The following is a 21,910-nucleotide window of genomic DNA, read 5'->3' on the forward strand; positions in this document are numbered from 1 at the left end:
CCTGAACGATTTAGTCGCAGTTAGCAGTTAGTTCGCTGGAGCGTTGCGCCGGCGAGTGAGCAATCACCATTGTCCGAGTGCGTCCGCCTTGAACAACTTTCAACACACTAAATAGGTTATAAAGAAATCCGACACATTTCAAAAAACGTTGGAAATCCAACTAATGTCGTTTTTCGTCGGTAGCAATTTTTCATTTACACAATTATACTTATTATACAGAGAAAAACAACTACTGTCTAATATCTTTTTATAATGAATGGGAGAGCAAAAACATGGATTTTTACAACTTTTATACAGGAAAAGAATTTGAAGCATATCAGTACCTTGGTGCTCACGTATGGGATGGCGGAACCACCTTCCGTACATTTGCCCCGGCAGCGCAGCGAGTATCTGTAATTGGTGAGTTCAACGGCTGGACAGAGACTCCTATGAACCGCGTTCATGATGGCAATTTCTGGGAATGCACCATGAATAATGTAGGCTCTGACCTGATGTATAAATACAGAATTTACCGTCAGGACGGCTCCTTCGTGGACCACGCAGACCCCTATGCTTTTTATAGCGAGATGCGTCCAGGCACTGCTTCAAAGACCTATGCTCTTGGCGGTTATGAATTTGGCGACAGCAAATGGCTGAAAAACCGCAAAGCAAGCTACGACAAACCAGTAAACATTTATGAAATGCATTTTGGCTCCTGGAAAAAACGAGGCGAAGGACAGGAAGACTGGTACACCTATGAGGAACTGGCACCGATCCTTATCGCCTATCTGAAGGAACACGGCTATAATTATGTGGAGATCATGCCTCTCTGTGAGTACCCATGTGACGAATCCTGGGGGTATCAGGATACAGGATATTTCAGTCCAACTTCCCGCTATGGCAAGCCGGAAGAACTGAAAGCATTTGTAGACCAGTGCCACCAGGCTGGAATTGGGGTCATTCTGGATTTTGTTCCAGTGCATTTTGCAGTGAATGATTATGCGTTGGCAGAATATGACGGAACAGCCCTTTATGAATATCCAAACATGGCAGTTGGCCGCAACGAATGGGGAAGCTGCAATTTTATGCATTCCAGAGGAGAAGTTTGCAGTTTTCTGCAGTCCTCTGCCTATTACTGGATGAATGAATTCCATTTCGATGGCCTTCGCATGGACGCAGTAGGAAATCTGATTTACTGGCAGGGGGACGCAAGCCGTGGAGAAAACCTGGCAGCTCTGAAATTTATCCGTACCATGAATCAGGGCTTAAAGGAAAGAATCCCTGACTGCCTCCTTTTTGCCGAGGATTCCACTCCATATCAGGGTGTGACAAAGCCGGTATGGGAGGGCGGACTTGGATTTGATTACAAATGGGATCTTGGATGGATGCATGATACTCTGTCTTATTTTCAGGCAGATGCAAAAGAAAGACAGGAAAAATATCACAAGCTGACATTCTCTATGATGTATTTTTACAATGAGCGCTATATCCTGCCATTGTCCCATGACGAGGTTGTCCACGGAAAGGCAACCATCGCCCAGAAGATGAACGGTGGTTATGATGGGAAATTTCCACAGGCAAGAGCTTTCTATATGTATATGTATGCGCACCCGGGTGCAAAGCTGAATTTCATGGGAAATGAGCTGGCACAGCTGAAAGAATGGTGCGAAAAGGATGAGTTGGACTGGATTCTGCTGAAATTCCCTGTTCATGAAGCATTTCATAAATTCATGGCAGATCTGAACCAATGCTATCTGAAGAACAGTGCTTTTTCCCAGAGAGATTTCAGCCAGGATGGTTTCTCATGGGTGGATTGCCATCAGGAGCAGAAGTGCATGTATCTGTTTGAAAGAATCAGTGGGGATCAGAAAATTTTGGCTGTGTTCAATTTCTCCGACGAAATCCAGGAATACACTTTGGAAAAAGATTATGCCGGATATGAGCTTCTCCTTGCAAGTGATATGGTGAAATATGGCGGTAAAAAGCGCTACACGAAAAAAGAAAAGGTAATTACAGGCGGAAAAGCAGTATTTAAAATGGGACCATTTTCTGCCAGATATTATCTGGTGAAATAAGGAAAAGTATATAAATAAAAAAGACCTGTATCCGGATAAAATTCTACAATGATGGAACCTTGTCATTGGTTTTATCTGGAGTACAGGTCTTTATGATTGCTGCGTACAGCAGTCAATGAGTTTCTGTAATTGTAGGAAAATGCAATGCAAAAACGCAATGCGTATAATTTATTTACCAGGAGAGAGATGCTCCTTGATAGCGGTAAAGCTCTCTGGACTGATGACATGCTCGATACGGCATGCATCGGAGGTTGCAGTTTCCGGATCAACACCCAGACTGATCAGCCAGGAGGATAAAAATTCATGTCGCTCATAAATCATATCTGCAATCTTCTGTCCGGATTCGGTAAGATAAATATATCCTTCTGGAGTGACAGTGATATGGTTCTTTTCACGAAGGTTCTTCATAGCAACACTGACACTTGATTTCTTAAATCCAAGCTCATCAGCAATATCAACGGAACGCACAACAGGTTTCTTTTTGCTGAGAATAAGAATGGTTTCCAGATAGTTCTCAGCGGATTCATTAGATTTCACGATAGATCACCTCAATTTCTAGCTTGCATATCTGCACAAGTATAATACTTATAGAATACCATAGTTTACCGTTTGGGGCAATTATTTTTTTGAAATAATCTCTGCTGTTCAATTTTGTGTTGCGGTTTGTAGTCAACAATCTGCCAGTTGTTTGTTATTGCTTATTGGTAACGTTCCGGTTACTGTTCACTCCGTGACCAGTAACGCGCTTCGCCATGCACAGAAAGACGAACCTTCTTGTGACAAGCACAAGAAGTAGCGTTTGCTGCGCAAACTTAATTCTCGGGTTTTCTGTGAACTTTGTTCACAAAAACACCTCGCGGAATATTACCAGCGAACAGTAACACGTTCCGAACAGTAATACCATAAACAGTCATATTTTCTCATGACAAATCATTCCACAGGGAGTATACTGAACTTAATTATCGTTTTCAAGGAGGACTTTATTATGTATGTTGCTTCAAAGGAACGTTATACAACAATGGAATACAACCGTTGTGGTGACAGCGGACTTATGCTGCCGAAGGTGTCACTTGGACTATGGCATAATTTTGGTGATACTTCTAAATTTGAGAATATGAGACAGTTGTGTTTTACAGCGTTTGACAACGGAATCACACAGTTCGATCTGGCGAATAATTATGGACCGGAGCCGGGAAGTGCAGAGATCAATTTCGGCAGGATTCTGAAAGAAGACCTGGGAAAATACAGGGACGAGCTGATCATTACTACCAAGGCAGGATATGAAATGTGGGATGGTCCTTATGGAAACTGGGGCAGCCGCAAGTATCTTCTGGCAAGTCTTGACCAGAGCCTGAAGCGTATGGGACTGGAATATGTGGATATTTTTTACCATCATAGAATGGATCCGGAGACCCCTCTGGAAGAGACCATGGGAGCGCTGGCCAGTGCAGTGCAGAGCGGAAAAGCCCTGTATGTGGGACTTTCCAATTACGATGGAAAAACACTTTCACAGGCAACGTCGATTTTGCAGGAAATGCATTGTCCTTTTGTAATTAATCAGAATCGTTATTCTATTTTTGACAGAACTGTGGAGAAAAATGGACTAAAAAAGACCACAGGAATTCTGAAAAAAGGTCTGATCACTTTCAGTCCTCTTGCACAGGGACAGCTTACAGACCGCTATCTTAATGGCATTCCGGAGGACAGTAGAATTCGTACCGATGGCAGATTTTTGAAGGAAAGCAATCTGACTCCAGAGCGTGTGCTACAGATCCGGGAGCTGAATGATATGGCTGCAGGGCGTGGCGAGAAGCTTTCGGAGATGGCTCTTGGCTGGCTGCTTGCACAGCAGGAGGTGACCAGTGTACTCATTGGAGCATCACGACCACAGCAGATCCTTGATAACATAAAAGCAATCCACTGTGCACCATTTACGGAGGAAGAGCTTGTGAGAATTGATGAAATTGCGGCTGAAAAAATACAGCCAGTATGATCATGAAATCCCAGATATATCCAGGAGCCTGACAGCTATGAACAGTATTAAAAAGAAGCAGATAGGGCTTTTTACGAGACGAAGAAAAACATTATATTTTGCATAAGGAGAGTGACAGAAAATGATAATTCGAAAGGGAACGCAGGCTGACCTTGCGTCAGTGGAACAGCTTTACAATGACATTCATACGGCAGAAGAAACAGGTCAGCAGACCATTGGCTGGATCCGTGGCGTGTATCCTACAAGAGCTACGGCACAGGCTGCATTAGATGCCAATGACTTGTTTGTTCTGGAGGATGCAGGGGAGATCCTGGGAGCGGCCAGAATCAATAAAGCGCAGGTGGATTCTTATGCAGAGGGCGCTTGGGAATTTTCAGCCAGGGATGAGGAGGTCTGCGTCCTTCACACTCTGGTAGTTTCCCCCTCCACATCTGGAAAAGGCTATGGCAAGAAGTTTGTAAAGTTCTATGAGGATTACGCTTTAAGTCACGGCTGTCCGGAACTTCGGATGGATACTAATGCAAGAAATGCCGCTGCAAGAGGGCTGTATAAGAAGCTTGGATATAAGGAAATCGGGATTGTGCCTACAGAATTTAACGGGATACCGGATGTGCAGCTGGTATTGTTGGAGAAGCATTTGTAATAGTTGAAATTCCCTTTTAGGAAAAAAGAAAAGAGAGCAGGCGAGTTTGTAGAGATACAGATTTGTCTGCTTTTTTATATAGAGTTCCATCCCCCCGGGGGGCTTGCGGAAGAAAACTGGTTTTGATAAAATTTTAACATTAGAGTTTAATGCGGAGGAATTACAAGTGGATAAATTACTGGACGAAATAGAGAGTTACTGGAGTACCCGGACGGAGGGGTATTCTGAGGTGAATGAAAAAGAGTTGAATGGGATGCAGAAAAGGGCATGGCTGGAGACTCTGGAACGCGGATTTTTTGGAAAAAGGTCTGGGAAAAATGAGGATTCAGAAAACAATTCTGTGGAAAAAGAAGTTTTCGAAGAAGAATTTTCCGAAAAACAACATACAGACAAATATAAGGACCACCTGAGAATTCTGGATATCGGCACAGGTCCAGGCTTTTTCCCTATGATTCTTGCGGAAGCAGGATATCATGTAACAGCCATAGATTACACTCCGGGAATGCTGGAAAAGGCTGCAGAAAATGCTGTGAAATTTATCGGAGAAAAGAGCCGGAATATTGAATTTAAAAGAATGGATGCCCAGGCATTGGAGTTTGAAGATGAGAGCTTTGACGTGATCATTTCCAGAAACCTGACCTGGAATCTGCCCCATCCGGAAATGGCTTATAAAGAGTGGCTTCGGGTTCTGAAAAAAGGTGGAAAGCTTTTGAATTTTGATGCCAACTGGTATGGATATCTCTATGATGATAAGAAGCGTGAGGCTTACGAGAACGACCGCAAAAATGTGGAAAAAGGAAGCCTGGATGACCATTATCTGTGCACAGATATTGATCGAATGGAGAAAATTGCGATGCAGGTTCCACTGTCTGAGACCAAGCGTCCGGGATGGGATGTGAAGGTACTGGAAGCGCTTGGAGCAGCGCAGATTCAGGTGAATGAGGATATATGGCAGCAGGTGTGGAGCGAGGAAGAGAAGCTGAATTATGGATCTACACCCATGTTTATGGTGGAGGCTGTAAAATAGAAAAAGATATTATCAGAGATATACAGAAATTTGTACGAATTTAAAGAGAAGTAAAGCGGTATTGGTTGTAAGAATGAAGTATTAGAGTATTTGAAAAATAAGATAAGTTTTTATTGGATTGTAAGGAAAATTATTTGTAAAGAGATTATTGGAAAAGGTAGAAAATAATGAGTGAAATAATAAATATAGGTGGCTCAAGTGTGGCACCAGGGCAGCGTGTCCATGGTTTTGTTTCCATTGGAAATGGTGAATTTTCTCTTCCTGCAACCATTATAAGGGGAGAAGCACCAGGGAAAACAGCTCTTATCACAGCTGGTATTCATGCAGGAGAATATGTGGGAATCCAGAGTGCAGTAGAGCTTGGAAGAGATTTGAAAATTGAGAAAATGACCGGAACGGTAATTATTGTAAAGGTAGTGGCGAAAGAGGAATTTGAGAACCGTCACGGTTCTCTTTGCAGAGCAACCGGCGAGAATCTGAACCGGGTTTTTCCAGGAAAAAAAGATGGTACAAAGTATGAAAGACTGGCTTCAGCAGTGGTAGAAGAACTGCAGAAAGTGGCAGATTATTACATTGATCTTCACAGCGGTGACGACTATGAGAAGCTGACTCCTTATGTGTATTATGCAGGTAAAGCAGCCCCGGAAGTGATGAAAATTTCCCGTCAGATGGCAGAGCAGGTGGATGTTCCTTACATGGTAAAATCTGAGGTATCGTCTGGTGGAAGCTATAATTATGCAGCATCCTGCGGCATCCCTTCCGTGCTTCTGGAACGGGGCGGAATGGGAGCCTGGGAGACAGAGGAAGTGCGTTCTATGAAGCGGGATGTACGCAGTATTTTACGGTTCCTCGGTATTTATGACGGACATAGAAGTATGCGGAAATATTATCCATTAAACGTAACGGATGTGCAGTATCAATCCGCCTCTTATACGGGACTCTGGTATCCCCAGAAGAAGGCAGGAGACCTGTTTACAGAAGGAGAAATCCTTGGATATGTAAAGGATTACGAGGATAATATTCTGGAAACCTGTACCTCCTATGGGGACGGAGTAATCCTGTATCAGACTGGTTCCCTACAGGTGATTAAGGATGGTCCGATGGTAGCTTACGGTCGGATCAGCTACGAGGAAGACGACCGAAAAGAGAAGATTGCAGCTTACTGGACAAAGCGAAGCGACAGTTTCCTGGAGCAGAGAAGAGCGGAATTACATAGTCCATTAGCTGGTAGATGGCTGGAAGAAATTGAGAAATATCTGCCCCAAAAGGCGTTAAGTTCTGAAGAAAAAGCTCAGAAACTTACCGATAAAAAATATTTGAATAACGGAAAAAATACAGAACCTGTAATTGAGGATGAAAGCAAAGAAAAAAAAGAAGCAGTCATAGAAATTAAGGAAAAAGAGACTGATAATGGTAAGCTTAGAATCTTAGACGTGGGCTGCGGAACCGGCTTTTTTACCATCCTTCTTGCAAAACAGGGGCACCATGTAACCGGTACAGATCTTACTCCGGACATGATTGCAAACTCCCGGATTCTTGCCAAAGAAGAGCAGGTAAGCTGTGACTTCCAGGTGATGGATGCAGAGCATTTAAGCTTTCAGGACGAAAGCTTCGATGTAGTCATTTCCCGAAATCTGACCTGGACTTTACCGGAAGCAGCACAGGCCTATAAGGAGTGGACAAGAGTGTTAAAATCAGGTGGACTTCTCCTGAATTTTGACGCCAATTACGGTGCTACAAACTTTGCTGAAACCTCCGATCTCCCGGAAAATCACGCCCACAACCAGCTTGGAAATTCCCTGATGCAGGAGTGCGAAGATATTAAACGTCAGCTGCCCATCAGTTCTTACCTCCGCCCTGCCTGGGACGTGGAAGAGCTTGGAAAAACAGGAATGGAGCAGATTTCCATTGATCTGGGGTTGAGCAGACGGGTTTATAAAGAGAAGGATGAATTTTATAATCCAACTCCGATGTTTGCCATTGCAGCAAAGAAAGCATAAAAGCGGAGCGTATGCTTCACGATATGCGAATTGAGTAGGTTATGGGAGTGCAACGGACGAAACAATCCGCAGGTATCATAGTTATACAAGCCTGAAAAATATATGGTGACATAAAAATGTGCCCGGAATTTATTTCCCAGGCACATTTTTTGGAAAAAGGGATATCAAAATAAAAGAAAGTTATCAAATCACATAATCCGAACTTGTCATATGGAGGAATGCCATCGTTTTCTCACTCTTGGGCTGTGAGAAGAACTCTTTGGATGGTCCCTCTTCTACGATAACACCGTCCTCCATGTAGACTACCCAGTTGGCAACTTTTCTGGCAAAATCCATTTCGTGGGTGACTACGACCATGGTGCTTCCTTCTTCGGCAAGCTTTCTCATAACATCCAGAACCTCGCTGGTAAGTCTTGGGTCAAGGGCGGAGGTTGGTTCGTCGAAGAGAACTACTTCCGGATTGTAGGCGATGGCTCTTGCGATAGCTACACGCTGTTGCTGCCCACCGGAAAGCTGGTCCGGATAGAAGTTGGCGCGGTCTGCCATGCCTACTTTTTCCAGCATTTCCATAGCTTTTTTCTTCGCTTCTTCCGGAGAATTCTTACGGGCAATGGTAAGACCCTCCAGTACATTGTCAAGTGCTGTTTTGTTGCGGAAAAGATTGTATCCCTGGAAGACAAAGCCCATTTTCATTCGTAACTGCCGGATCTCTTTCCTGGTAACAGCAGTGATATCTTTGTGGAAATCATCGAAGGTGATTTCTCCTTTATCTGCCTGCTCCAGAAAGCTGATACAGCGGAGAAGGGTTGTCTTTCCAGAACCGCTGTTTCCTAGAACTGCGATCACAGAACCTTTTTCAACTTTGAAATCAACACCTTTTAATACTTCGTTTGATCCGAATTTTTTATGGATATTTTTTACTTCCAGCATATTTTTTTCTCACATTCTTATATAGAAATTTGGTAATTGATAACAGGGTATTATGAAGAAGCTTAAAAGTCTTTCTTCTGTAGTAAATGATATAAAATACGAGTTGTTCACATATGGTGATGCTGCCGAAGGCGACATTGATTATACTTCGATCTTTAAAATATCATTAAAGTAGTTATTGGCAACCATTAGCACACCCATAGCTGTGATAACTACGATTTCTTCTTCTGTGAATTCTTCTTTTAATTCAGTATAGATTTCATCCGGAATGTTTTTCGGATCTTTTGCAAGAGCGCGGCCAAAAGAAATAAGTAATTCTTCCTTCTTTGTAAATTGAAAATTGTCGAAATCAATACCATTATCTTTCAGAAGCTTTCTGAAATAAGTACTGCATATCAGGCAGTCATTTTCTTCGGAAATTGCATATTCAAAGAAGTCACCAGCTCTTTTTCCAATCAGTCTCTGCAGTTCCCGGTCGAGGGAGTAGGAGCTGTCTTCAATGGCTTTAAAGGCTTCTGCATTATGGAGAAGAGTAAGCTTTTCATTAGTGAGCCTGTATCCTTGTGCAAGATGGTTCCTGATTACTTCTTTCTCTTTTTCGCCTGCTGTTTCCGGGTCAATTTTTGAAATATAAGACATGATTATTCTCCTTTCACTGGCGCAGGAGCATTCCATACCAGCTTTTTCTCAAAATAGTTTTGTACCCATGTAAGTACGGTACAGATCATAAGGTAAATAACAGCAGCCTCGCAGTACAGGGCGAAGGGCTCGTAGGTTCTGGCGGCAATCTGCTGTGCGGTGGTGAACAGCTCCACAACTGTGATACTGGAGGCAAGGGAAGTGTCCTTGGTAAGTCCGATCAGTGAGTTAAATAGTGGTGGAAAAGCGATTCGGAATGCCTGGGGCATTACAATCCTGGTCATGGTCTGGCGGTAACTCAGACCCACCATATAAGCAGCTTCTGTCTGTCCTTCTGGTACCGCCTGGATTGCAGATCGGAAAATCTCAGCGTTGTAAGCGCCAAGGTTCAGGGCAAAGGCAATCACAGCGGATGGAAAAGCGTCCAGGATAATTCCGACAGACGGCAGGCCAAAGAAGATGATGAATAGCTGTACAATAAGTGGGGTTCCGCGGAAGACCCATATGTAAAATCTTGCGAACTGCTTCAGGCCTTTTACATTGGCAATCTGTACCAGGGCCAGAAAAAGGGCGATGATGCAGCCAAAAACAAAGGATAATAAGGTAAGGGGGATTGTAACTTTTATTCCGGGTATGAGGATTCTGGTGAAAGAAGATACCAGAATCCCTGCTAAACGTTCACTCATAATTGTTTCCTTTTACTTTCAATTGTTGGATGATTGTCTGTTGTTCTGGACAACAGCTGTGGAAAAGTAATTAGTTTTCATCAGTGCTTTCTGTTGTTGCATCCTCAGAAGCGGTGTCTGTATTTGCTGCATTTTCATCCTGTGGCTGTGTGAAGTCTGTGCCGAAGTAATCCTCAGAAAGCTTGCTTAAAGTTCCGTCTTCTTTCAGTTCGTCAATAGCGTTCTGAACTGCATCATATAAAGCTGTTTCCCCTTTCTTGATCGGGACAGCGTAGGTATCCACAACGTCCGGGATTACGAAAGCAACTTTCAGATTTGCATCCGGGTGCTGCTGAAGGTATTCATTGAATACAACAGAGTTAAAGGTTGTGAAGTCGGCACGTCCGGATTCAATCAGGGAAACCGCTTCGTCAGCTGTGCTGATCTGTACAAGAGATGCACCGGCGTCTTCCAGAATATCAAGGTAAGCGGTTGTAGCAGTGTTTGCTACTTTTTTGCCATCCAGGGAAGCCATATCTACGATATCATCATTGTCCTTGGCTACTACGATCTGCTGTGTGATGTAGAAATATGGTCCTGCGAAATCGTATTTCTCTTCACGCTCAGGTGTGATACTTACTGCATTGATAACTGTATCAAGACGTCCACTGTCGATTCCTGCAAGAAGGGAATCCCAGTCAGATTCTGTGAAATCTGCTTCCACACCAAGCTTGTCTGCAATTGCCTTTGCTACCTCCACGTCAAATCCGGTAAGCTCTCCGTTGTCGTCATGATAGGTGTATGGAGGATAGGTTCCTTCCACACCGACTTTCAGTTTTCCTGATTCCTGAATCTGTGCAAGCTCGTCATCAGCTGCGTAGGCCATGCTGCATGTTGCCAGAACTCCTGTTAATACTGCTGCAATTCCTAAAGTCAAGATGCTTTTTCTCATAATTGTATCCTCCTCTTATTTTGTTTCCTATTTAGCAACTAGGATTAATATGGATTGAATGATAGCATAGAAATCTGGTCTTGTCTAATATGGAATAAAGATAGCTGGCTATAGGAAATGACTATAACATGCTTAAATTGAAAGTACACAGCTTGACTTAATAGGAAGATATGGTAAAGTGGAAGAAAGAAATCTGGTGGGAGTGAGGCTTAATAATTCTCTTTGGGGCAAGGGCGCGTGGAGATTTCAAAAGGACGAGTGACATTGATCTTGCAGTCAGTGGAGGGGATTTTTGCAGATTTGCACTGAATGTAGATGAGGAAACATAAAAACAGAACGAAAGCAGATGTAAAAAGACTGAAGCTTTCGCCAGAGAGGGAATAGCTATGTTAGATCTGAAGCAACTGAAATATTTTATAGTGTGTGCTGAAACTGGCTCTATCAGCGAGGCTGCCAAGCTGCTTTATACAACCCAGCCCAGTGTGAGCAAGGCAATCAAAGCGCTGGAGGAGGAAATGGGAATTGTATTGTTTGAGCGTATGCCAAGAGGAATTGCGCTTACGGCGAAAGGCCGGGAGGCATACCGATATGCGTGCAGGATTATAAATGATTCCCGGATACTGGAAGAGATGAGCCATGGGAATATGGCAAAATATCTACGGATTTCATTGAATCCCAGTTCCTGGTTTACGAATCAGTTTGTGGAGTTTTATAAGGAAAATTATGACAAGGATTATCATTTTGAAATCTATACAGCCGGTGTGCGCACGGTCATGGAACGTGTGCGTGATTACCTTTCAGACATTGGCTTTGTATACGTGATGGAACAGCAAAAAAAGGAATTCCAGTATGAGCTGGCGAAAAACAAGCTGGTTTTTACCGTTATGCAGGAAAGTACGGCGACATTTTATCCGGGAAAGTTGAATATATTGGATCAGGAAGCAGCTGACAGAGAGAATGCACAGACCGTAAATATGGAAGCGATGAAGAACTTCCGATTTATCCAGAACTTCCGTGATGAGTTTCTGGAATTGGGAGAGAAAGAAAAACGTAGTGTGTTCAGCTGGGAAAATCTGAATGTTTCCATTATTACAAACAGCGACTACATTATGGAAAAGATGCTGAAAGAGACCGGACTTTGCAATATCAGCGGCAGTTATCTTTCCAATGATAAAAAGGCAGCAAACAAAGGCATTCCGCTGGAATTCAAAAAGAATAAGGTGGTTTTCGGATACATCAGAAGAAAGAATGACGAGACGGATGAGCTGATGGAGGAATTGCTGGGATTTTTAAGGGAAAAATTGAAGCTGGAGAATGGCAGCTGAATATGAGAGGGATAAAAGAAAAACGGAAGCAGAATCGGCTAAAGGAACGTGTGCCGGTCTGCATAAATAGAGAAAAGGTATTCCTGAAAATTGAAAATATATTCCAAATAAGAATAGCTTATAACCCCCTGGGCGGGTTGTAGGCTGTTTTTTATTTTGCTAAACTACACCAAGGGATGAAAGAATGAGTAAAAACCTACTTGTACAGTATGGAATGGAGACAATTAAATGAAAAAATATGCAATCAAACGTATCCTTCAGCTGATTCCCATTCTGTTTGCAATTACTTTTCTTTCTTATGGAATGATGCGTATTGCAGGAAGTGATGTTGTAACGCGGAAAATGGAGAATACAGGAGGGGTAGTGTCAGAAGCTGCACTGGATGCGGCAAGAGAAGAGCTGGGGCTGGATAAGCCATTTTTAACCCAGTATTTTGTATGGCTTGGAAAACTGCTGCGTGGAGATATGGGAAACAGCTATGTATCAGGAGTTTCGGTCTTTGATACTTTTATATCAAAACTGCCGGCAACCTTGCTTCTTACGGCTACTTCCATTCTGCTTACTATTATTATTTCGATTCCTTTGGGAATTTTGTCTGCGGTGAAGCAGAATACAATTGCTGATTACCTGATTCGTTTCTGCAGTTTTATAGGAAACAGTCTTCCTAATTTCTTTGTATCACTTTTGCTTATGTATTTTCTTGCAATCCGGATCAGGATTTTCCCTGTTATTGCCAAGGATGTGAGTCTGAAAAGTGTTGCAATGCCGGCCATAACCCTGGCCATTGCCATGTCTGCGAAATATCTGCGGCAGGTAAGGGCTACTGTGTTAGATGAGCTGAGTAAGGATTATGTAACAGGTGCCCGTGCCCGTGGGGTGAAGTTTTCTGTTACCTTATGGAAAAGTATTATGAAAGCATCCCTGGTTACGGTCATTACCCTGTTAATGCTGTCAGTGGGAAACCTCCTTGGCGGTACGGCAATTGTGGAGTCCATCTTCATGTGGGACGGTGTTGGAAAACTGGCAGTAGATGCTATTTCCATGCGCGATTATCCCATTATTCAGGCGTATGTTATGTGGATGGCGATCATTTATGTGCTGGTGAATCTGCTCACAGACCTGTCTTACCGGTTCCTTGATCCGAGAATCCGTCTGGGAGGTGCGAAGCAGTGAGTGTAAAAAAAATGGACGAAGTGCCAGAAAAGAAAACGGAAAGTAAAATACTGGCAAAGATGGGTAAGAAAGAACAAGGTAGATGTCAAAAAGAAAGTGTAGTGCTGAAAAATGGGCAAAGCACAGATAATGGAAAGCACGTAACCGTGCGTGTGCAGAGGATTAGAAAGATCCATATAAAACAAAAGCTGATAATTTTCAGCGTTCTGGCTGTCTGTCTTGTAGTCCTGGCAGTTTTTTCAGACCATCTCTGTCCTTATGACCCTTACGCCCAGGATCTTTCCAGCGCCCTTCAGGCACCCAGTCTTCAGCATCCAATGGGGACAGATACTTATGGCAGGGATATGCTGTCCCGGGTGATCAGCGGAGCAAGAGCCAGTATTTTTTCCACTTTTATACTGGTGGCTGTGATTTCCATTTTTGGTACGATTGTGGGATTATGCTGTGGCTATTATGGCGGAATTCTGGATTCTGTTATGATGAGAATTTCTGATGTCTGTCTGGCATTTCCAGGGCTGGTGTTTGCAATGGCGATCGCGGCCATTCTTGGGGGAGGTATCCAAAATGCTATTATTGCGCTGGCAGTGGTCAGCTGGCCAAAGTATTCACGTATAGCCAGAAGTCAGACACTGGCTTTGAAAGAGGAACCTTACATCCATGCGGCGATATTGGCTGGGGACAGCTCTGCTCAGATACTTGTTAGACATGTTCTTCCCAATATGATCGGACCGGTTCTGGTAACAGCTATGCTGGATATTGGAACCATGATGATGGAGCTTGCAGGACTTTCCTTTCTGGGTCTTGGAGCGCAGATTCCAATGGCTGAGTGGGGAAGCATGATGAGCGGTGGACGAAGTATGATCCAGACATATCCATGGGTGGTTCTGTCGCCGGGAATTGCGATTTTTATATCGGTGGTTATTTTTAATCTGCTGGGAGATACCGTCCGGGATTACCTGGATCCGAAGAATAGCCGGATCAAGTGATGCGAGACAGTCAGAGGCTGAAATACGCGGCTTCCAAAACACAATTTTGGACTCTTTTGTGCTGTCAAAGCGGAAATGAAATATGTAAGCTTTGGAAAAAAGCATGTTAAATATAAGAGTATGAATAAACACGAGGAGGAATGTAAATGAAAACAAAGAAGATTCTTGGAATTGCACTGGCTGTCTGTATGACAATGGGATTAACTACAGTGCCCGCAATGGCGGAAGATAAGAAAACATTTGTATTTGGTGATACCACCTTTAATGCGGAGAATGAAGAAGCGGATATCAATCCACAGAACACCTACGCCGGCTGGGCCTGCATCCGCTATGGTGTCGGCGAAACCCTGTTCCGCTATTCTGATACCATGGAAATTGAACCATGGATTGCCAAAGAATATGAAAATATAGATGAGCTGACCTGGAAAATTACTTTGAACGATGGTGTTGTATTTTCCAATGGGCGTGTCTGTGATGGACAGGCGGTAAAGGAAAGCCTGGAGTCTCTGGTTGAAAATCATGAAAGAGCAGCGGGGGACCTTTGCATTGACAGTATTGAGGCAGATGGAAATGTGGTTACCATTAAGACCACAGAGCCGAAACCGGCATTGATTAACTATTTAAGTGATCCCTATGGCTGTATCATTGATGTACAGGCCGGAATTACAGACAATGGAATTGTAATCGGCACGGGTCCTTATGTGGCTACAGATCTGGTAACGGACGATCATCTTACACTTGTAAAAAATGAAAACTACTGGAATGGGGATGTAAATGTGGATGAAATCACGGTTCGAACCATTTCCGATGGAGATACACTGGCATTTGCACTTCAGGCAGGTGAAATCAATGCTGCCTATGGTATGGCATATGCAAGCTATCCTTTATTTGAGAATGATGATTTTACGTTCTCCAGTGCTGCAACAAGCCGCGCATTCTATGCATGGATGAATTTTGAAAGTACGGTAACTTCTGATCCGGCAGTCCGCAAGGCAATTGCCATGGGAATTGACAAAGAGAGCTTCGTATCCGTACTTCTGAATGGATACGGATATCCGGCAGTTGGTGCATTCCCGGATACTTTTTCATTTGGCGGACAGAATCTGACTACAGAGAGCTATGATCCGGATGGAGCCAAAAAGGTTCTGGAGGATGCAGGCTGGATTGATTCCGATGGTGACGGAATCCGTGAAAAGGATGGCGAGAAGCTTGTAATCCGCTGGCTTACCTATCCAAGCCGTCAGGAGCTTCCGCTGCTGGCAGAATCAGCCCAGGCAACTCTGAAAGAGATTGGTATGGATGTTCAGGTTAACTGCACATCTGACAGCAATACCATCCGCAAAGATCCTGCGCAGTGGGACGTATACGCAAGTGCCATGGTAACAGCCCCAACAGGAGATCCGGAGTATTTCTTCACAACCTGTGCTCTGGATAACTCTGTTTCCAATAATGGACATTATCACAGTGATAAGCTGGAAGAGCTTGCAAAAGAGATGGGAAAAGAATTTGATGTGGAAAAACGTTCCGAACTGGGAATTCAGATGCAGCAGACCGTTCTGGACGACAACGCTTATGTGTTCTGTTCTCATCTTAAAATGAGCATGATCATGCAGTCAAATGTAACCGGTCTTGTGTCCCATCCTTGTGATTACTATGAGTTGACAGCAGATCTGGATATTAACTAAGGAAAAATACGCTTTGTGAGTTTGACCTGCCTATGGTGTAAATGAGAGCCAGCTGCCATGTATGGATAATACAGGCAGCTGGCAGAAATATTTTTTGGATATCAAGGAGGAGTTTGCACGACAATGGAGAATAAAATACTGACCTATGATTCGGTGGAGATATCCTTTGACGGGGAAGCGGTAGTCCATGATGTAAGCTTCTCACTCACACCGGGCGAAATCCTGGGGCTTGTAGGAGAATCCGGAAGTGGTAAAAGTACACTGATCAAAGCTGCTATGGGACTTCTTGGTTCAGGAGGCCTGGTAACCAGAGGCGACATCTGTTATATGGGACAGAATATTCTGGATATTTCAGAGAAGGAAAAAAGAAAAATCCGGGGGGCAGGAATCGGCATGATTTTTCAGGATGCAGGAGCCTCTCTTTGCCCTATCCGTACGATTGGTGACCAGATTTATGAGAGTATGCGCGCCCATAAGAAAGTGAGCAGAAATGAAGCAAAGGATCGTGCCATGGAATTGTTTGAAAAGCTGAATTTTAAAGACAGCCAGCGCGTGTGGGACAGCTATCCCTTTGAATTATCCGGTGGAATGAATCAGAGAGCAGGGATTGCCATTTCCATGCTGATGAATCCACCGATTCTTTTGGCAGACGAACCTACAAGTGCACTGGATGTATCGGTTCAGCGTCAGGTAGTAAGAGAAATGTTAAAGCTCAGGGAATTGTTTGGAACAGCAATTATAATTGTAACCCACGATATTGGTGTAGTTCGGGCAATGGCGGATACCGTTCTGGTTCTGAAGAATGGAAAAATGGTGGAATATGGAGAGGCAAAAAAGGTGTTGAACCATCCACAGGATCCCTATACGAAGAAGCTGCTGGCAGCAGTTCCAAGGCTTAAGAGAAAGGAAAGATCATGAACACACTTTTGGAAGCTGAACACTTAACGAAGGTATTTGCGCAGAGGGGAAAAGAGCCTTTTAAAGCTGTGGATGACGTAAGCTTTTCTTTGCAGGCAGGAGAAACACTTGGAATCGTTGGCGAATCCGGCTCCGGAAAAAGTACACTGGCGAAGATGATCACAAGGCTGACGGATATTACAGATGGTACTTTGAAATTCCAGGGAAAAGACATTACGAAATTGAAACAGAGCCAGTTGAGGGACGTATATGGAAATATCCAGATGGTTTTTCAGAATCCGGCAGGTTCCTTTGACCCGAGAAGAACTTTGGGAGACGGAATTGGAGAGAGCCTTCGAAATCGTGGCATGAAGAAGGCAGATATTGCAATAAGGGTGAAAGAACTGCTGGAACAGTGCGGACTTGAAGAAGAGCTGGCTAAAAGATATCCACATGAGGTCAGTGGAGGACAGTGCCAGAGAGCTGCAATTGCAAGGGCACTGGCAGTGGAACCGAAGGTGCTGATCTGCGATGAAGCTACCAGCTCACTGGATGTGACCATTCAGAAGCAGATCATGGAGCTTCTGGAAGAGCTGAAGGATACACATGGCTTATCCTTTATATTTATCTGCCATAATCTTGCACTTGTACAGAGCTTCTGCGATAAGGTGCTGGTTCTGTATGACGGAAAAGTGGTGGAGAGCGGGAAGCCGGATGATATTATCAATGAGCCGAAAGAGGCGTATACAAAGAAGCTGGTGGATGCAGTATTTGAGTAAAATAAGCACAGAAGAAAGCCCTGCCGGGCAGGATTGCACTGCGATGAAAGGGGAGTTGCCGTTCGAGGCAACCCGCCGCAGTCGGAGAATCCTGCAAGCAGGATTTTTTTTTCTTGAAATTTCCTTGTAAGATATTCCATAAAAGCAGAAAAATATGCAAAATGGGAATGGGTAAATATCCCCCTGGGGAGCTTGTGATACCTGTTGATTCTGGTACAATAGGTTTCAGCAGCAAGGCAGAAAACGCCTGAAATGCGAATTTTTATACATAGTTACATGTAACACCTCCACTCATTATTACATGTAAATACAGACCTTCTATAGAAAGACAGTTATAGGACAAAAGCTTATAACTGCCTTTCTTATCTGGAGCGTATTTGAAAAAAATTCCGCAGTCTGCACGCCCCACTTTGCGGTATATTTCACCCGAATCCGGGAAAAATCTCCACAAATTGTGATGTGCATCTTGCAGAAAGCCTTTTTCAGACACGCTCTGAGAAGAAATGAGGGATGGAGAAAAAAGAGTCAGTAATCTTCAGAAAATAATATTTCTGCTGATAATAAAAACAAGAGGGAGAACTGCTATGAAAATCAAGAAAGTAATCAGTTTATTATGTACAGCGGCCATGCTGCTGGCTGTACCAGCCGGGAATGTTTATGCGGGTGCGGAGGATCAGTCTGTGGTAGTTACAATGCCAACCACATCAGAACCGGAATCCGGTTTTGATCCGGCTTACGGATGGGGAGCCGGAGAGCATGTTCATGAGCCATTGATCCAGAGTACCCTGGTTCGTACCACCAAGGACCTTGGAATTGAAAATGACCTTGCCACAGAGTATTCCTGTAGTGACGATTGTCTTACCTGGACTGTAAAAATCCGTGATGATGTGAAGTTTACAGATGGAGAGCCATTGACCGCCTCTGATGTTGCTTTTACCTTTAATACCTGTCGTGATGAAAGCTCTGTAAACGATTTTACCATGTTGAAGGAAGCGGTTGCAGTGGACGATACGACGGTAGAGTTTCATATGAATGAGCCATATTCCATTTGGCCATACACCATGGCAATTGTAGGAATCGTACCAGAGCATGCCTATGATGAAAATTATGGACAGAATCCAATTGGTTCCGGACGTTATATTATGAAGCAGTGGGACAAAGGACAGCAGGTTATTTTTGAAGCAAACCCGGATTACTACGGAGAAGAACCAAAGATCAAAAAACTGACGGTGCTGTTTATGGAAGAAGATGCAGCCATGGCAGCGGCAATGTCCGGACAGATAGATGTAGCTCACACAGCAGCCTCTTACAGTGACCAGGAAATTGACGGGTATGAACTCCTGAGTGTGGCAACTGTGGATAACCGTGGCTTTAATCTTCCTTGTACAGAACCAGAAGAAAAAGACGGTATCACATATGGAAACAGTCTGACTTCCGATGTGAAGGTACGACGTGCAATTAATCTTGCTATTGACCGGGAAGAGATGATCAAAAATGTACTCAATGGTTATGGAACAGTAGCCTATAGTGTTTGCGACAAAATGCCATGGTACAACGAGGAGGCTGTTACAGAGTATGACCTTGATGCAGCGAAGGCTCTGATGGAAGAAGCAGGCTGGATAGAAGGCGATGACGGAATAAGAGAAAAAGATGGGGAAAAAGCAGAGCTTACCATTATGTTTTCAAATGGAGATTCTGTGCGCCAGGCACTTGCAGAAGACTCTGCGAATCAGCTGCGTGAGCTTGGAATTGATGTAACTACTTCTGGTGTTGGCTGGGATACCGCCTACGATCAGGCACAGTCAGAACCGCTTATATGGGGATGGGGAGCACATAGCCCTATGGAGCTTTACAATATTTATCACACCATCAAAGATACCGGAAGTGCGGAATATTCTCCATATGCAAATGAGACAGTTGACAAATACATGGACGAAGCACTTGCAAGCAGCAACCTGGAAGAATCCTACGATCTCTGGAAAAAAGCCCAGTGGGACGGAACCACAGGAATTACACAGGAAGGGGATATTCCGTGGATCTGGCTGTGCAATATTGATCATCTTTATTTTGTACGTGATGGTCTGAAAGTGGCAGATCAGAAATTACATCCTCATGGCCATGGCTGGTCTATTGTAAACAATGTTGACCAGTGGGAGTGGGAATAAAGAAAGCAATAAGGAATGCTTTTTGTACTTGTATCAGGTATGAAGAGTAAGAAAAAACGAAACGGATAAATTAAGATGAAACGCATAGGTATTTATGTAGGAAAGAACCTGCTACGAATCATATTACTGCTTTTTGCAGTAAGCATTCTTACCTTTGCCCTTGTATCAGCTTCCCCCATTGACCCGTTACAGGCCAATGTGGGGCAGGCTGCTCTGGGCAGTATGAGTGAAGAACAAAAAGAAAAGCTGCGCTCCTACTGGGGCGTGGATGAACCGCCAGTGCAGAGATATCTGAACTGGCTGAATGCATTTATAAAGGGAGATGGAGGAATTTCTCTGTTATACCGGCAGTCGGTGACAAAGGTCATTGCAGTGAAGCTGGGAAATTCTCTTTTTCTTATGGGACTGGCGTGGGTGGTTTCCGGACTTGTGGGCTTCCTTCTGGGAGTACTTGCAGGGGTGTTTCAGGGCAGGCTGCCGGATAAGATCATAAAAGGCTATTCGCTGGTGATTGCCAGCACTCCTTCTTTTTGGCTGGCACTTTTGCTGTTGATCATTTTTGGAGTCTGGATGAAAATCCTTCCCATTGGACTTAGTGTTCCTATTGGAGTAGAAGTCAGCGGTGTTACCTTTTTGGACAGAGTGCGTCATGCCATTCTTCCGGCAGTCACTTTAAGCATAACCGGAATTTCGAATATCACATTACATACCAGGGAAAAAATGATTGATATAATGGAAAGCGATTACATCCTTTTTGCAAAGGCGCGGGGAGAGAAAACCGGAAGCATCATTTTTCACCATGGCATTCGTAATGTGCTGCTTCCGGCCATGACCCTGCAGTTTGCATCTGTCAGTGAGATCATAGGAGGTTCCGTTCTTGTGGAGCAGGTATTTTCCTATCCGGGACTGGGGCAGGCGGCTGTAGCGGCGGGAACTGGCAGTGATGTGCCTCTTCTTATGGGGATTACATTGATAACAGCAGCCATTGTTTTTCTGGGAAATTTCCTGGCAAATGTACTGTATGGAGTTGTTGATCCCAGAATCCGGAAGGGAGGGCTGGGGCTATGAACGAAGGTGTAATGAAAAACAGTTGTTCAAAGGGCAGCCCGGGAGCCGTGGAAAAGCAGAGGAAAAGGCTGAATCAGCGGCAGAAAGCAAGGATTTTGCTGATTTTTTCTGTAGCTTTTCTGGCGGTGACAGCCATACTTGGAGTGGTTCTTCATGATGCCGCTATGGTGACTGATTTTTCCAGAAAAAATATTGCTCCCTGTCTGAAATATCCTTTTGGTACGGACTGGCTGGGCAGAAATATGTTTTACCGTACTCTTACCGGTTTATCTATGAGTATTCTTATTGGCGTGCTGGCAGCAGGTGTAAGCGCAGTTATGGCACTGATTCTTGGAATTTGTGCAGCAACTCTTGGGAAAAAGGTGGACTCTGCCATCTCTTTTGCAATTGACACTGTTATGGGAATTCCGCATATTCTGCTGTTGATCCTGATTTCCTATGCTATGGGAAAAGGGCTGAAGGGAGTGATTGCAGGTGTGGCGCTGACGCACTGGACATCTCTGGCAAGGCTGATTCGAGGAGAGGTTATGCAGCTTCGGGAAAGTGAATATATTCAGATTGCAGGAAAGCTTGGGCTGGGCAAATGGGAGATTGCGAAAAAACACATAGTTCCCCATGTTCTGCCCCAGTTTATTGTTGGATTGGTATTGCTTTTCCCGCATGCAATTCTTCATGAGTCCAGTATTACATTTCTGGGCTTTGGGCTTTCCACAGAGCAGCCGGCGATTGGAGTTATTTTATCAGAAAGTATGCGCTATCTGATCATGGGCAAATGGTGGCTGGCTGTATTTCCTGGAATGATGCTGGTTCTTACGGTTGTGCTGTTTGAAAAAGGAGGTACAGCTCTTCGTCAGCTTCTGGATCCGGGAAGTGTGCACAAATAGAGAATAGCAGGAGGGGCTGTCCGGTAAGAGACAGCAGCGTATGAA

At 44.0% G+C, this 21,910-nt stretch carries 21 protein-coding genes; 16 read left to right on the forward strand and 5 right to left on the reverse strand.

What is annotated here, in order from left to right:
• Positions 1–272 precede the first annotated feature (272 nt).
• Complete coding sequence (gene glgB, locus AB5Z12_RS15840; protein WP_342982467.1) at positions 273–2,054, forward strand: 1,4-alpha-glucan branching protein GlgB; 1,782 nt, start codon at positions 273–275, stop codon at positions 2,052–2,054.
• Positions 2,055–2,222: 168 nt separating this feature from the next.
• On the opposite strand, the gene AB5Z12_RS15845 is transcribed toward glgB, so the two are convergent.
• The gene (locus AB5Z12_RS15845; protein ID WP_118578152.1) at positions 2,223–2,591 is read right to left on the reverse strand and encodes a metal-dependent transcriptional regulator; all 369 of its coding nucleotides are present in this window, start codon (positions 2,589–2,591) and stop codon (positions 2,223–2,225) included.
• Between the two features lie 448 nt (positions 2,592–3,039).
• On the opposite strand from AB5Z12_RS15845, the gene AB5Z12_RS15850 reads away from it, so the two are divergent.
• The 4 genes from AB5Z12_RS15850 (at position 3,040) to AB5Z12_RS15865 (ending at position 7,717) form a co-directional block, all read left to right on the forward strand.
• Positions 3,040–4,047, forward strand: a complete 1,008-nt coding sequence (locus AB5Z12_RS15850; RefSeq protein WP_368356759.1) for an aldo/keto reductase — start codon at positions 3,040–3,042, stop codon at positions 4,045–4,047.
• A gap of 121 nt (positions 4,048–4,168) precedes the next feature.
• A complete protein-coding gene (locus AB5Z12_RS15855) occupies positions 4,169–4,690 on the forward strand; it encodes a GNAT family N-acetyltransferase (RefSeq protein ID WP_173734836.1) in 522 nt (173 codons plus the stop codon).
• A 166-nt stretch (positions 4,691–4,856) separates the two neighbouring features.
• Entirely contained in the window at positions 4,857–5,717 is an 861-nt protein-coding gene (locus AB5Z12_RS15860; RefSeq protein WP_272092132.1) for a class I SAM-dependent methyltransferase, read from the forward strand.
• A 167-nt stretch (positions 5,718–5,884) separates the two neighbouring features.
• The gene (locus AB5Z12_RS15865) at positions 5,885–7,717 is read left to right on the forward strand and encodes a succinylglutamate desuccinylase/aspartoacylase family protein (protein ID WP_243271340.1); all 1,833 of its coding nucleotides are present in this window, start codon (positions 5,885–5,887) and stop codon (positions 7,715–7,717) included.
• A 183-nt stretch (positions 7,718–7,900) separates the two neighbouring features.
• On the opposite strand, the gene AB5Z12_RS15870 is transcribed toward AB5Z12_RS15865, so the two are convergent.
• The 4 genes from AB5Z12_RS15870 to AB5Z12_RS15885 form a co-directional block, all read right to left on the reverse strand.
• Positions 7,901–8,647 (reverse strand): amino acid ABC transporter ATP-binding protein, encoded by a 747-nt coding sequence (locus AB5Z12_RS15870; RefSeq protein ID WP_148461101.1) that lies wholly within the window; start codon positions 8,645–8,647, stop codon positions 7,901–7,903.
• 141 nt (positions 8,648–8,788) lie between these two features.
• Complete coding sequence (locus AB5Z12_RS15875) at positions 8,789–9,286, reverse strand: hypothetical protein (protein WP_195589689.1); 498 nt, start codon at positions 9,284–9,286, stop codon at positions 8,789–8,791.
• Between the two features lie 2 nt (positions 9,287–9,288).
• Positions 9,289–9,972 carry an amino acid ABC transporter permease gene (locus AB5Z12_RS15880; RefSeq protein WP_148461103.1) on the reverse strand — a complete coding sequence of 228 codons (684 nt, stop codon included), beginning with the start codon at positions 9,970–9,972 and terminating at the stop codon, positions 9,289–9,291.
• Between the two features lie 70 nt (positions 9,973–10,042).
• Positions 10,043–10,903, reverse strand: a complete 861-nt coding sequence (locus tag AB5Z12_RS15885) for a transporter substrate-binding domain-containing protein (protein ID WP_148461104.1) — start codon at positions 10,901–10,903, stop codon at positions 10,043–10,045.
• A 215-nt stretch (positions 10,904–11,118) separates the two neighbouring features.
• Here AB5Z12_RS15885 and AB5Z12_RS15890 point away from each other — a divergent pair, with 215 nt between their 5' ends.
• The 11 genes from AB5Z12_RS15890 (at position 11,119) to AB5Z12_RS15940 (ending at position 21,865) form a co-directional block, all read left to right on the forward strand.
• Positions 11,119–11,232, forward strand: a complete 114-nt coding sequence (locus tag AB5Z12_RS15890; RefSeq protein ID WP_334284954.1) for a nucleotidyltransferase domain-containing protein — start codon at positions 11,119–11,121, stop codon at positions 11,230–11,232.
• Between the two features lie 57 nt (positions 11,233–11,289).
• Complete coding sequence (locus tag AB5Z12_RS15895) at positions 11,290–12,228, forward strand: LysR family transcriptional regulator (protein ID WP_148461105.1); 939 nt, start codon at positions 11,290–11,292, stop codon at positions 12,226–12,228.
• 228 nt (positions 12,229–12,456) lie between these two features.
• Entirely contained in the window at positions 12,457–13,401 is a 945-nt protein-coding gene (nikB, locus tag AB5Z12_RS15900; RefSeq protein ID WP_148461106.1) for a nickel ABC transporter permease, read from the forward strand.
• A complete protein-coding gene (gene nikC / locus AB5Z12_RS15905; protein ID WP_226814808.1) occupies positions 13,398–14,387 on the forward strand; it encodes a nickel transporter permease in 990 nt (329 codons plus the stop codon). The genes nikB and nikC overlap by 4 nt, the downstream gene beginning before the upstream one ends.
• A 146-nt stretch (positions 14,388–14,533) precedes the next feature.
• Entirely contained in the window at positions 14,534–16,072 is a 1,539-nt protein-coding gene (locus AB5Z12_RS15910) for an ABC transporter substrate-binding protein (RefSeq protein WP_148461107.1), read from the forward strand.
• A 123-nt stretch (positions 16,073–16,195) separates the two neighbouring features.
• Positions 16,196–16,990, forward strand: coding sequence for an ABC transporter ATP-binding protein (locus tag AB5Z12_RS15915; protein WP_118578162.1), 795 nt, complete (start codon positions 16,196–16,198; stop codon positions 16,988–16,990).
• Entirely contained in the window at positions 16,987–17,748 is a 762-nt protein-coding gene (locus AB5Z12_RS15920) for an ABC transporter ATP-binding protein (RefSeq protein ID WP_118578163.1), read from the forward strand. The genes AB5Z12_RS15915 and AB5Z12_RS15920 overlap by 4 nt, the downstream gene beginning before the upstream one ends.
• Before the next feature lie 417 nt (positions 17,749–18,165).
• A complete protein-coding gene (locus AB5Z12_RS15925) occupies positions 18,166–18,255 on the forward strand; it encodes a DUF6783 domain-containing protein (RefSeq protein ID WP_334304173.1) in 90 nt (29 codons plus the stop codon).
• A gap of 77 nt (positions 18,256–18,332) precedes the next feature.
• Positions 18,333–19,913, forward strand: a complete 1,581-nt coding sequence (locus AB5Z12_RS15930) for an ABC transporter substrate-binding protein (protein ID WP_347086924.1) — start codon at positions 18,333–18,335, stop codon at positions 19,911–19,913.
• A 75-nt stretch (positions 19,914–19,988) separates the two neighbouring features.
• Positions 19,989–20,981, forward strand: a complete 993-nt coding sequence (locus AB5Z12_RS15935; RefSeq protein WP_368356760.1) for an ABC transporter permease — start codon at positions 19,989–19,991, stop codon at positions 20,979–20,981.
• On the forward strand, positions 20,978–21,865 hold the full coding sequence (locus AB5Z12_RS15940) for an ABC transporter permease (RefSeq protein ID WP_233456025.1): 888 nt from the start codon (positions 20,978–20,980) through the stop codon (positions 21,863–21,865). The genes AB5Z12_RS15935 and AB5Z12_RS15940 overlap by 4 nt, the downstream gene beginning before the upstream one ends.
• Positions 21,866–21,910 lie beyond the last annotated feature (45 nt).

This window comes from Ruminococcus sp. RTP21358st1_G6_RTP21358_211008, assembly GCF_040908885.1.
In the GTDB taxonomy this organism is placed as follows: domain Bacteria; phylum Bacillota; class Clostridia; order Lachnospirales; family Lachnospiraceae; genus Blautia_A; species Blautia_A faecis.